At 60.6% G+C, this 13,396-nt stretch carries 13 protein-coding genes; 11 read left to right on the top strand and 2 right to left on the bottom strand.

What is annotated here, in order from left to right; genetic code table 11:
- Window position 1 precedes the first annotated feature (1 nt).
- Together VX159_RS09900 and VX159_RS09895 are read left to right on the top strand one after the other, a co-directional pair.
- Window positions 2–694 (top strand): class I SAM-dependent methyltransferase, encoded by a 693-nt coding sequence (locus VX159_RS09900; protein WP_371325510.1) that lies wholly within the window; start codon window positions 2–4, stop codon window positions 692–694.
- A 13-nt stretch (window positions 695–707) separates the two neighbouring features.
- A complete protein-coding gene (locus VX159_RS09895; protein WP_371322723.1) occupies window positions 708–1,478 on the top strand; it encodes an S-methyl-5'-thioinosine phosphorylase in 771 nt (256 codons plus the stop codon).
- Window positions 1,479–1,528: 50 nt separating this feature from the next.
- On the opposite strand, the gene VX159_RS09890 is transcribed toward VX159_RS09895, so the two are convergent.
- Both VX159_RS09890 and map read right to left on the bottom strand, forming a co-directional pair.
- Window positions 1,529–4,093, bottom strand: a complete 2,565-nt coding sequence (locus tag VX159_RS09890) for a [protein-PII] uridylyltransferase (protein WP_371322722.1) — start codon at window positions 4,091–4,093, stop codon at window positions 1,529–1,531.
- 51 nt (window positions 4,094–4,144) lie between these two features.
- Window positions 4,145–4,945: a type I methionyl aminopeptidase gene (map, locus tag VX159_RS09885; protein ID WP_371322721.1), complete on the bottom strand. Its 801-nt coding sequence runs from the start codon at window positions 4,943–4,945 to the stop codon at window positions 4,145–4,147.
- A gap of 132 nt (window positions 4,946–5,077) precedes the next feature.
- On the opposite strand from map, the gene rfbD reads away from it, so the two are divergent.
- From rfbD to rseP, 9 genes are all read left to right on the top strand, one after another.
- On the top strand, window positions 5,078–5,992 hold the full coding sequence (rfbD, locus tag VX159_RS09880) for a dTDP-4-dehydrorhamnose reductase (protein WP_371322720.1): 915 nt from the start codon (window positions 5,078–5,080) through the stop codon (window positions 5,990–5,992).
- A gap of 195 nt (window positions 5,993–6,187) precedes the next feature.
- Complete coding sequence (gene rpsB / locus VX159_RS09875; protein ID WP_371322719.1) at window positions 6,188–6,934, top strand: 30S ribosomal protein S2; 747 nt, start codon at window positions 6,188–6,190, stop codon at window positions 6,932–6,934.
- Between the two features lie 80 nt (window positions 6,935–7,014).
- Complete coding sequence (gene tsf / locus VX159_RS09870; RefSeq protein WP_371322718.1) at window positions 7,015–7,914, top strand: translation elongation factor Ts; 900 nt, start codon at window positions 7,015–7,017, stop codon at window positions 7,912–7,914.
- Window positions 7,915–7,930: 16 nt separating this feature from the next.
- The gene (pyrH, locus tag VX159_RS09865; RefSeq protein WP_371322717.1) at window positions 7,931–8,647 is read left to right on the top strand and encodes a UMP kinase; all 717 of its coding nucleotides are present in this window, start codon (window positions 7,931–7,933) and stop codon (window positions 8,645–8,647) included.
- 11 nt (window positions 8,648–8,658) lie between these two features.
- Window positions 8,659–9,216 carry a ribosome recycling factor gene (gene frr, locus VX159_RS09860; RefSeq protein ID WP_371322716.1) on the top strand — a complete coding sequence of 186 codons (558 nt, stop codon included), beginning with the start codon at window positions 8,659–8,661 and terminating at the stop codon, window positions 9,214–9,216.
- A 40-nt stretch (window positions 9,217–9,256) separates the two neighbouring features.
- Complete coding sequence (uppS, locus tag VX159_RS09855) at window positions 9,257–10,018, top strand: polyprenyl diphosphate synthase (RefSeq protein ID WP_371322715.1); 762 nt, start codon at window positions 9,257–9,259, stop codon at window positions 10,016–10,018.
- Window positions 10,011–10,844 (top strand): phosphatidate cytidylyltransferase, encoded by an 834-nt coding sequence (locus VX159_RS09850; RefSeq protein WP_371322714.1) that lies wholly within the window; start codon window positions 10,011–10,013, stop codon window positions 10,842–10,844. Before uppS ends, VX159_RS09850 begins: the two co-directional genes overlap by 8 nt.
- Window positions 10,841–12,031: a 1-deoxy-D-xylulose-5-phosphate reductoisomerase gene (ispC, locus tag VX159_RS09845; protein WP_371322713.1), complete on the top strand. Its 1,191-nt coding sequence runs from the start codon at window positions 10,841–10,843 to the stop codon at window positions 12,029–12,031. The genes VX159_RS09850 and ispC overlap by 4 nt, the downstream gene beginning before the upstream one ends.
- Window positions 12,019–13,395, top strand: a complete 1,377-nt coding sequence (gene rseP, locus VX159_RS09840) for an RIP metalloprotease RseP (RefSeq protein WP_371322712.1) — start codon at window positions 12,019–12,021, stop codon at window positions 13,393–13,395. Before ispC ends, rseP begins: the two co-directional genes overlap by 13 nt.
- Window position 13,396: the final 1 nt, after the last annotated feature.

Below are 13,396 nucleotides of genomic sequence, written 5' to 3'. Positions count from 1 at the left end.
AATGAATGTCGCCGAATTCCTCGCTTACTGGGAGGAAGAGGGCGAAGCTTATTTCCGCCGCGGCGACTACGCCTGGATGGCGGCCCAGGTCGCCGGCCGGAGGGTGCTCGAAATCGGCTGTGGCCCGGGGTTTGGCACAGCTGCTCTGATCCAGGCTGGCTGTCAGGTGCTGGTGGTCGATACCCTGGACGAGTGCCTGGCCGCCGCTCGTCAGCGTTGCGGCAATGCCCCGCTGGAGGCCTTGCAGGCCGACGTGAGTGAGCTCTCGGCAGAGGCGCGGCAGCAAATCATGGATTTTTCGCCGGAAGCTGTGGTCTGTTGGTTGATGGGAGCGCCGGCCGAAACCACTGGCGCCACGGCCAGCGATGGTGGCAAGGCGGTCGCGGCCTACCGCGAAGGGGTGCACCGGGCGGTCGCCGAACTGGCAGCCAGCCTGCCGGCCGCGACTTTGCTGCATCTGGTTGATCGCACCGCGATTCCTTGGCAGGCCAAGGACATCGGTCGCGATACGCTGGTCAATTATCATCTGGGCAAGACCCTGGCCGGTCTGCCCTGGCAGGCCAGTCGGCGGGATGCCGCTTACCGCAAGCTGGACGGCAATGTCGTGGCTTTTGGCGCGCCGCGTCTGGCGCACCCGTCGCTGCGCAGCGTGGTTCCGGTGCTGGCTTCCCTGCTGGTCCGGCGCGCTCACTAACGAGGAGAAGAACATGCTGGCAATCATCGGTGGCAGCGGGTTAACCACCCTGTCGAATCTTGACGTTTCGCACCGCGAAGTCGCGCGTACCCCCTACGGTGAGCCTTCCGGGGCTCTGGTCTTCGGCCAGATCTGCGGTCAGCCGGCGATGTTCCTGCCGCGCCATGGCTACGGCCACAGCATCCCGCCGCACATGGTCAATTACCGGGCCAATTTATGGGCGCTGCATCACCACCAGGCGACCGGGATCATTTCGGTGGCTTCGGTCGGTGGCATTCGCGGTGACCTCGATCCGGGCGATATCGTCGTTCCCGACCAGATCATCGACTACACCTGGGGGCGGCATTCGACCTTTTTCGACGGAGTCGGCAGCCCGGTGACCCACGTCGACTTCACTGAGCCCTACGATGCCGATTTGCGGCAGCGGATCATCAAGGCTGGCGAGGAACTCGGGGTGGCGATCAAGGTCGGCGGGGTCTATGCGGCGACCCAGGGGCCGCGTCTGGAAACTGCCGCCGAAGTCAATCGGCTGGAGCGCGACGGCGCCGATGTGGTGGGGATGACCGGGATGCCGGAGGCAGTGCTGGCGCGTGAACTGGGGATTCCTTACGCGGCGATCAATGTGGTCGCCAACCATGCGGCTGGTCGCGGCCACAGTAGTAACGGCATCCATTTCGAGAGTCTGGAACCGGTGCTGCAGGAGGCCATGGGCCGAGTACGCTCCCTGATCGAGCGTCTGGTTGGCTGTCAGGACGCTTGCCGGCCGCTGGGCATGTCGGTCTGAGAATGGCTGGTGGCGGCGGGCAGCTAGGCTGCCGCGCCGCCATGCCGGCTTCACACTTTCAGTTTTTCCGTCAGTTCCTGTTCCAGGCGGATGCGCTTGGCGGCTGAGCCGAGGTCGCCGCCGCCGATCAGGAACACGTCTTCACAGCGCTCGCCCAGGGTTGCGATCTTGGCCGTGTGCAGGCTGGCGCCGTGGGCGGTCAGGCTGGTCGCGACGGTGTAGAGCAGGCCCGGCCGGTCGGCCGCGATCAGCGACAGGATGTAGCTGCTGCCTTTGTCGTCGGGCCGGATGCTGACTTCCGGCTTGATCGGGAAGTGCTTGACCTGACGTGACAGGCGCGCGCCGCTCGGTGCTTCCGGCGGCGTTTGCCGGATCAGGCGTTCTTCAAGCTCATGCTCGATGAACGGGACCATTTCCCGGTTGCTCTCGCGGCCTTCGACATCGAGCAGGACGAAGCTGTCCAGGGCGTAGCCGTGCGCCGTGGTGTGAATCTTGGCATCCACGATGCTGTAGCCGGTGCGCGCGAAGAAGCCGACGATGCGGGCGAAAAGGTCCGGCTGGTCCTGGGTGTACACCATGACCTGGACCCCGTCGCCTTCGGCTTGCAGACGGGCGCGCACGACCGGCTTGTCGTTGGCAATGCGGTAGTGCAGCGAACGGGTGTGCCAGGCAATTTCCTCGGCCGAATGGCGCAGGAAATACACCGTGTCGAGTTGTTTCCACAGCCGTTCGTGCACCGTCGCCGAGAGCGCAAAGTAACGCAGCAGGCGCATTGCCTCGGCCTGCCGTTCGGCAATAACCCCTTGGCGGGCGGGGGGTTGTCCGTTTTCGCGCCCGAGCACGTAGCGGGTTTGCTGGTAGAGGTCGGCAAGCAGCTTGCCCTTCCATTGGTTCCAGACCTTGGGGCTGGTACCGCGAATGTCGGCGTGGGTGAGCAGGTAGAGCGCTTGCAGGTGGCGGGTGTCGCCGACCAGGCCCGCGAATTCCTCGATCACGTCAGGGTCGCTGAGGTCGGATTTCTGTGCCACCTGCGACATGGTCAGATGCTGGCGGACCAGCCAGACCACCAGTTCGGTATCTTCCACGGTCAACCCGTGTTTTTCGCAAAAATCACGGGCATCGACGGTGCCTTTTTCGGCGTGGTCGCCGCCACGCCCCTTGGCGATGTCGTGGAACAGGGCCGCCACGTAGAGCAGCCAAGGACGTTCGAATTCGCTGGCGATCTGCGAGCAGAGCGGGTACTCGTGCGCGAATTCGCTCATCGTGAACCGGCGCAGATTGCGGAAAACCTGCAGGATATGCTGGTCGACCGTGTAGACGTGAAACAGATCGTGCTGCATCTGGCCGACGATCTGCCCGAAGTTGGGCAGATAGGCGCCGAGGATGTCGAGCTGGTTCATTCGCCGGAATTCATGGACGATGCCGCGTTCGCGCTGAAATAGTTGCAGGAAGGCAGCACGGTTGGCCGGGTCGGCGCGGAAGTCGTCGTCGATCCGTTCACGGCCACGCCACAGGGCTCGCAGGGTACGCGCGGTCATCCCGTGCAGGTCGGGTTGCGCCTGCATCGTCGCGAAGCATTCGAAGATGGCGGCGGGGCGTTTCTGGAACAGATTTTCGTCGCACAGGTCGAGCAGGTTGCCGACGCGCTGGAAATCTTCATTGATTGGCTGCGGCGTCTGTTCGTTCTCCGGCGCCAGCGCGGCCCCCATTTTTTGCAGCAGGGTATAGGAGAGCAGGGTGATCGCCTTGGCATTGCGGTAGTAGGCCTGCATCAACTGCTCGGAGGCTCGCCGCTCGGGAGTGGTGACGTAGCCATACTGTTCTGCCAGTGCGTTCTGGTAGTCGAACAGCAGTCGATCCTCGCGCCGGTTGGCGGTCAGGTGCAGGCGGATCCGCAATTCACGAACAAAGGCTGCGCAGGTTTCGGCATGCTCGCGTTCCTCGCTGCTGAGCAGGCCGCTGGCTTCCAGCTCGGGCCAGCTTGCCCCGTAGCCGGCTGCCTGGGCAATCCAGAAAATGACCTGAAGGTCGCGCAGGCCGCCCGGTGCTTCCTTGCAATTGGCCTCCAGGCTGTAGGGTGTATTGTTGAAACGGAGGTGGCGCTCCTGCTGTTCCAAGCGCTTGGCTTCGTAAAACACCAGTGGATCGAGGTTGCCGCAAAGACGCTTCCTGAAGGTCGCGAACAGGCGTTCCGAGCCGGTCAGCAGGCGGGCTTCGAGCAGCGCGGTCTGGACCGTGATGTCGTTGTTGGCTTCGTCGATGCACTCGGCGACAGTGCGAACGCTGTGGCCGATTTCCAGCCCGATGTCCCAGAAACAGCTGACCAGGCGTTCGAGCTTTTCCTGAACTGCGGCCCCGGCTTCGCGCGGGAGCAGGATCAGCAGGTCGATGTCGGAAGCCGGGTAAAGCTTGCCGCGACCGTAGCCACCCACCGCCGCCAGGGAAATTCCGGCGGGAAAGTCAAAGGCTGCCCAGAGTTTGCGCAGGACTGCGTCAACCTGCTGGCTGCGATTGCAGAGTAAGGCCAGGGTGTCGCCGTCACGGGCGAATTGTTCCTTGAGTTGGGCTAGGCCGGTCTTGACCTCGGCGCGCAGCGCGGCAATGTCCAGTGTCATCAAAAAGGACTCAAAAAAAGCCCCCGCAGGGGCTTGATGAAAAAAGGCGGCTTATTTGATCCAGTCAGGCTTGGCGCGGGTGCCAGCCGACAGGGTCATGATTTCATAGCCGGTTTCGGTGACCAGCAGGGTATGTTCCCACTGCGCCGACAGGCTGCGGTCCTTGGTGACGATGGTCCACCCGTCGGCCATTTCGCGGATTGCTGCCTTGCCGGCATTGATCATCGGCTCGATGGTGAAGATCATGCCCGGCTGCAGTTTGGGGCCGGTTCCGGCCTTGCCGTAATGCAGTACTTGCGGCTCTTCGTGGAACTTGGCACCAATGCCGTGGCCGCAGAATTCACGGACGACCGAGTAGCCGCTTTTTTCCGCATGTTTCTGGATCACGGCGCCGATGTCGCCGAGGAAGGCGCCGGGGCGGACGGCATTGATCCCCAGCCACATGCATTCGAAAGTGATCTCGCACAGCCGTTTTGCCTGGATCGAGCCTTCGCCGACGATGAACATGCGGCTGGTGTCACCGTGGTAACCGTCCTTGATCGTGGTGATGTCCAGGTTGACGATGTCGCCGTTCTTCAGGGCGCGGTCGTTGGGAACGCCGTGGCAGACCTGCTGGTTGATCGAGGCGCAGATCGACTTGGGGTAGGGACGATGACCGGAGGGGGCGTAGTTGAGGGGGGCGGGAATGCAGCCCTGAACCTTGACCATGTAGTCGTGGCAAAGCCGGTCCAGTTCCTCGGTGGTGACTCCGGGTTTGACAAAGGGCTCGATGTAATCGAGGACTTCTGCGGCGAGACGCCCGGCGATGCGCATTTTTTCGATTTCTTCCGGGGTCTTGATGATGATGCTCATAGGAGTTTCTGCTTGCGTTGGGAACCTCGAAGGATAAATGATGGGCGGTGAATCGCAAAGAAAGCATCTCAGGCGTCCGCCGCCGGCGCCTGACTGGCATACTGGCGGACTGTGTTTTCGGGAGTGAATCGGATGAAGACCCTGTTGCTTGGTAGTGATGGGCAAGTGGGCTGGCAGTTGCAGCGGTCTCTGGCGCCGCATGGCGAGGTGGTGGCCTGCAGTCGCCGCGATTGCGACCTGACTGATCTGGATGCACTGCGGCTTGTGCTGCGACGGGAACGGCCGCAGGTGATCGTTAACGCGGCGGCTTATACGGCTGTCGACCGGGCCGAAAGCGAAGGCGAACTGGCCTGGCAACTCAACGCCGTGGTACCTGAAGTTCTGGCTGGCGAGGCGGCGGCTTGCGGGGCCTTGCTGGTGCATTATTCAACCGACTATGTATTTGCTGGCGACAAGATCGGCGCGTATGTCGAAGACGATCCGGTGGCGCCTCTTAACCTCTATGGGCGCAGCAAACTGGCTGGTGAGGCGGCAATTCGGGCCCAGCGGTGCAAGTCGCTGATTTTCCGTACCAGTTGGGTGTTCGGGGCGCGTGGTAATAATTTCGTGAAAACAATCCTGCGTCTGGCCGCAGAACGGGAAAACCTGAGGGTGGTGAATGACCAGATCGGTGCGCCGACGCCGGCTGCGTTGATCGCGACAGTGACCGGGGTGGTGCTGGCGATGCTCAGGCATGGGCAGGGTATGGCGACGGCGGAGCAGCGGCTCTACCATCTTGCAGCCCGGCGCCCGGTGAGTTGGTGTGAGTTTGCTCAGGCCATTGTGGCCGAGGCGTTGCAGACCCCGGGGTTTGCGTTGACGCTGGCTCCGGAGGGGGTGCATCCGATATCTTCGGCGGAATATCCCTGCGCAGCCCAGCGCCCGCTTAACTCCCGTCTTGACTGTTCGCGTCTGGAACAGGATTTCGGCTTGCAGATGCCGGACTGGCAGCCCTATTTGCGGCGAATGCTGCAACTGCTGGCCCTAAAACAGCGCAATGGGTATTGAGCTTCGGCGGGTGGGGCTTCCTGAGTGTTGCCAGGCTTGCTATAATCGAAAAGTTTTTCCGGTTACGTATTTCCGGAAAGATGGCAGTTTGCGTGGTGCAAGCTGTCAAATCCTCACATCCGCCAGTTAAGGGTGTTGCCGGGTTCCCGGCGGCGATGACGGTGGATGGCGGTTCAACCCTTATAGGAGTTTCAAATGTCCGTTACCATGCGCGAAATGCTGGAAGCTGGTGTTCACTTCGGTCACCAGACCCGTTTCTGGTGCCCCAAGATGGCCCCGTACATCTTCGGTGCCCGCAACAAGATTCACATCGTTAACCTCGAAAAGACCCTGGTCAAATACAACGAGGCGATGGAATTCGTCAAGAAGCTGGCCGGCAATCGCGGCAACATCCTGTTTGTCGGTACCAAGCGCCAGGCTCGCGAAATCATCGCCGAAGAAGCAGCCCGCGCCGGTGCCCCGTATGTCGACCAGCGCTGGCTGGGCGGCATGCTGACCAACTTCAAGACGGTCAAGACCTCGATCAAGCGCCTCAAGGATATGGAACTGGCGGTTGAAGCCGGTGATCTGGAGCGCATGTCCAAGAAGGAAGCCCTGGACTTCCGTCGTGAACTGGAAAAGCTGCAGAAGTCCATCGGCGGCATCAAGGAAATGGGCGGCCTGCCGGACGCCATCTTCGTGGTTGACGTCGGTTACCACAAAATCGCCATTACCGAAGCTGCCAAGCTGGGTATTCCGGTTATCGGCGTGGTCGATACCAATCATTCCCCGGAAGGCGTGGACTACATCATCCCGGGTAACGACGACTCTTCCCGTGCCATCCAGCTGTACGCCCGTGGCGTTGCTGATGCCATCCTCGAAGGCCGTTCCCTGGCCGTTCAGGAAATCGTTGCCGCTGGCGACGACGAGTTCGTCGAAGTTCAGGAAGCCGCTGCCGAATAAGGCAACCTCTTCCGGTTGAAAGACTGTTGCTGGCGGAGCCTTCGGGTTCCGCCTTTCTTACAAATTCAGGAGATCAAGTTATGGCGGCTATTACCGCAAGCATGGTTGCAGAACTGCGCGGCAAGACCGACGCACCGATGATGGAATGCAAAAAGGCGCTGACCGAGGCCGATGGCGATATGGCCAAGGCTGAGGAAATCCTGCGCGTCAAGCTGGGCAACAAGGCCTCCAAGGCCGCTGCCCGCGTTGCCGCAGAAGGTATCGTTGCCGTTAGCATCGCTGCTGATGGTAAGACCGGCGCGATCATCGAAGTCAACAGCGAAACCGACTTCGTTGCCAAGAACGACGATTTCATCGCCCTGGCCAACGGCTGTGCCGCTCTGGTCGCCGCCAACAACCCGGCGGATGTGGCTGCTCTGTCGGCTTTGCCGATGGGCGAGGGCACGGTTGAATCGACCCGTACCGCGCTGGTCGGTAAAATCGGTGAAAACATGAGCATCCGCCGCTTCGTGCGTTTCGCAGCGACCGGCAAGCTGGTTTCCTACATCCACGGCGGCGCCAAGGTTGGCGTGATGGTTGACCTGGTTGGCGGCGATGAGCAACTGGGCAAGGATATCGCGATGCACATCGCCGCTTCCAAGCCGAAGTCCCTCGACGCCTCTGGTGTGCCGGCCGACCTGCTCGAAACCGAGCGTCGCGTTGCCATCGAGAAGGCGCGCGAAGCCGGCAAGCCGGAAGCGATGCTGGAAAAGATCGCCGAAGGTACCGTGCAAAAGTACCTGAAGGACGTGACCCTGCTCGGCCAGGTGTTCGTCAAGGCAGAAGACGGCAAGCAGACGATCGAACAGTTGCTGAAGTCCAAGAATGCTTCGATCGCCGGCTTCTCCCTGTTTGTCGTGGGTGAAGGCATCGAGAAGAAGGTTGACGACTTTGCTGCTGAAGTTGCTGCCCAGGCTGCCGCTGCTGCTGCCAAGAAGTAATTGACAAGGAATACTGATGACCACTCCCAAGTACAAGCGCATTCTCCTTAAGCTTTCCGGCGAAGCCCTGATGGGTTCTGATGCTTATGGCATCAACCCCAAGGTGATTTCGGAAATTTGCGGTGAGATCAAGGCGGTTGCCGACCTGGGGGTGGAAATCGGTGTGGTGATCGGCGGTGGCAACATCTTCCGTGGCATGGCCGGTACGGCCACCGGGATGGATCGCGCTACTGCTGATTACATGGGCATGCTGGCGACGGTGATGAACGCCATGGCGTTGTCCGATGCGATGCGTCAAATCGGCTTGAATGCACGTGTGCAGTCAGCCCTGAATATCGAGCAGGTGATCGAGCCGTACATTCGCGGCAAGGCCATCCGCTACCTCGAAGAAGGCAAGATCGTGATCTTCGGTGCCGGTACCGGTAACCCCTTCTTCACCACCGACACTGCTGCAGCCTTGCGCGGTTCGGAAATTGGCGCCGAGATCGTGCTCAAGGCGACCAAGGTTGACGGAATTTACACTGCCGATCCGAAAAAGGATCCGGCTGCTACCCGTTTCGACAAGATCAGCTTCAATGAAGCGATCTCGAAAAATCTTGCGGTCATGGATGCAACCGCCTTTGCGTTGTGTCGCGACCAGAAATTGCCGATCAACGTCTTCTCGATCTTCAAGGCCGGCGCGCTGAAGCGTGTGGTGTGCGGTGAAGACGAAGGTACGCTGGTCTATTGCTGAGGGAGAGACAGATGATTGCCGAACTCAAGAAGACTACCGAAACCAAAATGCAGAAAACTCTGGAGGCGTTGAAGAACGATCTTCAGAAAGTGCGTACCGGCCGTGCCCATACCGGCCTGCTGGATCACGTGATGGTTGATTATTACGGTTCGCCGGTGCCGGTGAATCAGGTGGCCAACGTGACTTTGGTGGATTCCCGTACGCTTGGGGTGCAGCCGTGGGAAAAAAACATGGTTGGCAAGGTCGAAAAAGCGATCCGCGACTCCGATCTTGGTCTTAACCCGGCGACCCAGGGCGAGTTGATCCGTGTTCCGATGCCGATGCTGACCGAAGAGCGTCGCCGCGATTTGACCAAAGTGGTCAAGCAGGAAGGTGAAGGCGCCAAGGTGGCAATCCGCAATCTCCGTCGCGATGCCAATAATCATCTCAAGGACGCACTGAAGAAGGGTGAAATTCCCGAGGATGATGAGCGTCGCGCCCAGGACGACGTGCAAAAGATGACCGACAAGCACATCGCCGAGATCGACAAGATGCTCGCGGCCAAAGAAGCCGAGCTGATGCAGGTTTGAGCCGGTAACCCCCGCTCCATCCCGACCGGTTTTTCTCTGCATGGGTCTGTTCTCCAGTTCCACCCGCCAGGTGCCGGTCGTCGCGGCTGTTCCCGCCCATGTTGCAGTGATCATGGACGGGAATGGCCGTTGGGCCAAAAAGCGCTTCCTGCCTCGGGTTGCCGGGCATATCAAGGGCGTCGAACTGGTTCGCGAAATGGTGCGTGCCTGTCTGGAGCGCAATATTTCCTATCTGACCCTGTTTGCCTTTTCTTCCGAAAATTGGCGTCGACCGCAGGAAGAGGTGACCCTGCTGATGCAGTTGTTCGTCAAGGCTTTGGAGCAGGAAGTTGAAAAGCTTGATCGAAATGGAGTGCGCTTGCGCATCATCGGGGACCTTTCGCGTTTTGAGCCCCGTTTGCAGGAATTGATCCGTACCGCCGAAGCGCGGACTGCCGGCAACAGCCGCTTGCAACTCACCATTGCGGCCAACTATGGCGGTCGCTGGGACATCATGCAGGCAACCAACCGCATGCTGGCTGCCCAGCCCGATAAACGCGCAGGTTGGCTGGAGTCCGATCTTGAACCCTGGCTGGCAATGGCTTTTGCGCCGGAGCCCGATTTATTCATTCGCACCGGAGGCGAGCAGCGGATCAGTAACTTCCTGCTCTGGCAACTGGCTTACAGCGAACTCTATTTCACCCCAACTTTATGGCCGGATTTCGATACGGCCGAATTTGACCGGGCTATCGCCTCCTACCAGACTCGCGAACGGCGGTTCGGGCGGACCAGCGAGCAACTTCAGGGGACTTCCGATGCTTAAGGCTCGGGTGATTACGGCGTTGGCCTTGCTGGCGCTACTGCTGCCATCCTTGTTTTTTCTGCCGCAAGCCGGTTGGGCCTTGCTGATGGCTGCCGTAGTTGGGGTGGCTGCCTGGGAGTGGGGGGCTTTGCTGGGTTGGCAGTCATCGGCCAGGCGCGGGTTGGGTGTGGGCTTTGCGGTTTTTTGTGCGGTGGTGGCCCTGTTTGATCCGGCTGCGCTGGGGGTGGGGCAATTCACCCCGGCGATGAACTGGGTCTGGCTGGCCTACGGTGCGTCCGCCGTACTCTGGGGCGTGGTGGTTCCCCTCTGGCTGCGCAGAAAATGGCGTGTGACCGGTGTGCCCGGGTTACTGGTCGGAGCAGTCCTGTTGTTTCCAACCTGGTTGGCGATGGTCCAGTTGCGTGCTTTGGGGCCTGGTGTTTTGCTGGCCGTGCTGGCTGTTGTCTGGATGGCTGATATTGCCGCCTATTTCAGTGGTCGGGCGTTCGGGCGCCGCAAGCTGGCGCCGAACATCAGCCCCGGTAAAACCTGGGAAGGTGCCTTTGGCGCAGTGCTTGGGGTGCTGGCCTATGGTTTTGCAGTGCCGGCTTTGGCAGGTGTCGAATTATTGCCAGCCTGGTTGTGGGCTCCGCTGCTGCTATTGACGACCGTGGTCAGCATCATTGGCGATCTCTTCGAGTCAATGCTCAAGCGGCAAGCCGGAATCAAGGACAGCAGCAATATCCTGCCTGGTCATGGCGGGGTGCTGGACCGGGTGGATAGCCTGACTTCAACCTTGCCGTTTGCTGCGCTGCTTTGGTTGCTGTTCGTAGGTGTCGCAGGATGAGTGTGCGTCAGCTGACCGTTCTCGGATCGACCGGATCAATCGGGGTTAGTACCCTCGATGTGATTCGCCGCCATCCCGATCGCTATGGCGTTTTTGCCCTTTGTGCGCATCGCCAGATCGACAAGTTGTTTGAGCAATGCCGCGAGTTTCGTCCGCTGTTTGCGGTCGTTGCCGATGCCATTCTGGCTGCGGATTTGCAGGCCCGTTGTTGTGCCGCCGGTTTGTCGACGGAAGTTCGCTACGGCATAGAGGCCTTGTGCGAAATGGCGGCAGCCACGGAAGTCGAGATGGTGATGGCGGCCATCGTTGGTGCTGCCGGCCTGGCACCTACCCTGGCGGCAGCGCGTGCTGGCAAGCGGGTGTTGCTTGCGAACAAGGAAGTGCTGGTGATGGCCGGCGAACTGTTCATGCAGGCAGTGCAGACGCACGGTGCAGCCTTGTTGCCGGTCGATAGCGAACACAATGCCATTTTCCAGGCGTTGCCCGCTGATTTTTCACGAGGCTTGGCGGTTTGCGGCGTCGAGAAAATCCTGCTTACCGCTTCCGGCGGGCCTTTCCGTGAAAAGCCGCTGGCCGAATTGTCTTCCGTCACCCCGGAGCAAGCCTGTGCCCATCCCAATTGGGTCATGGGACGCAAAATTTCGGTTGATTCGGCAACGATGATGAACAAGGGGCTTGAGGTCATCGAGGCGCACTGGTTGTTTGCTGCGCCGCCGGAGATGATCCAGGTGGTGGTGCATCCGCAAAGCGTGATCCATTCTGCGGTTCAGTACGTTGACGGTTCGGTTTTGGCGCAACTCGGCAACCCCGATATGCGAACTCCGATTGCCTATGCGATGGCCTGGCCAGAGCGAATTGCAGCCGGTGTCGGGGCGCTGGATCTGTTCAAGGTTGGCCGCCTCGATTTCTTTGCGCCGGATTTTCAGCGTTTTCCCTGTCTGGCTCTGGCTTATCAGGTTTTGCGCGAGGGCGGTACCGCTTCGGCCATCCTCAATGCCGCCAACGAGGTTGCGGTGGCCGCTTTTCTCGATGGGCAGCTTAGCTTTCCGGGTATCGCTGCTCTTAACGAGGCTGTGCTTGCCGCCTTGCCTGCGTGTCCAGTGCATGGTCTGGACGATGTCATCGCGGCTGACACAAAGGCCCGTGAGCGGGCGGCAGGTCTGCTGCGCGACCGATGCATACGCTGAATACCCCGTTGCTCTACATCGCCGCCTTCGTTGTGGTGATCGGAGTCCTGGTTTTCATTCATGAGCTTGGTCACTACCTGGCCGCCCGCTGGTGCGGGGTCAAGGTGCTCCGCTTTTCCCTCGGTTTTGGCCCAGTGGTTTGGCAACGCCGCTTCGGTTCCGATGCGACTGAGTGGGCGCTCAGCCTGGTGCCGCTCGGTGGCTACGTCAAAATGCTCGACGAGCGGGAAGGCACGGTGCCACCCGCTGAGTTATCCCGTAGTTTCAACCGGCAGTCGGTAGGGCGGCGCAGCCTGATCGTTGGTGCCGGTCCGGCGGCCAATTTCCTGGCCGCGCTATTGCTCTACTGGTGCGTGTTCATGCTCGGTAGCAATGAGTTGCTGCCGGTACTGGGGCAGCCGCCCGGCGGAACCCCGGCTGCACAGGCCGGCCTCCAGGATGGCGAGCAGGTGCGTAGTGTCGATGGTCAACCGGTTGCGACCTGGGCCGACTTGCGCTGGATTTTGCTCAATCGCGCCGTCGACCGTGAAAGCGTCGACCTGGAGGTGATCAACGAGCGTCACGAGATTGCCTTGCGGCGACTTCATCTTGCAGCCGTGGCCGATCAGGGCTGGCAAGGCGACGCTTTTGAACACTTGGGTCTGGCTCTGTATCGCCCGCGCCTGCCGCCCCGGCTGGGCAAGGTCCTTGCCGGTGGTCCGGCAGCGCAGGCCGGGTTGCAGAGCGGCGACCGAATTGTTGCGGTCGCGCAGCAGCCGGTTGAGTACTGGCACGAATTTGTCGCCGTTGTACGTGATGCCGGTGGTCGTAATCTGGCTCTGGAGGTGCAGCGGGGCGTCGAGACTTTTACGGTCAACCTGGTTCCTGACGAGGTTTCCGAGCGCGGCCGCACCGTCGGCAAGATCGGGGTCGCCGTCGCCGAGCCGGAAGGGGGGCTGCGCGAACTTCGCACTTTCGTCCGCCACGGGCCGCTTGAGGCGATGACTCGGGCGATCGATGAAACCTGGGAAAAGTCGGTTTTCAGCCTGGTGATGATGGGCAAGATGCTGATCGGGGAAGCTTCGTTGAAAAATCTTTCCGGGCCGGTGACAATCGCCGATTATGCTGGCCAGTCGGCTCGCCTTGGGCTGGATTATTATCTGAAATTCATGGCCCTGGTCTCGGTCAGTCTTGGCGTGCTCAATCTGCTGCCGCTACCGGTGCTGGATGGCGGGCATTTGATGTATCATATGATCGAAGTCGTCAGGCGGCGTCCGCTCTCCGAGCGCGCCATGCAGATCGGGCAGCAAATCGGGCTGTCAGTGCTGCTGGTCCTGATGGCTTTTGCACTTTTTAACGACCTGAATCGCCTGTTTTCTGGCTGAA

The sequence above is a fragment of the Dechloromonas sp. ZY10 genome, from assembly GCF_041378895.1.
GTDB lineage: Bacteria > Pseudomonadota > Gammaproteobacteria > Burkholderiales > Rhodocyclaceae > Azonexus > Azonexus aquae.
Note: the sequence above shows the minus strand (reverse complement) of the source record. Positions and strands in the feature narration are given on the sequence as shown.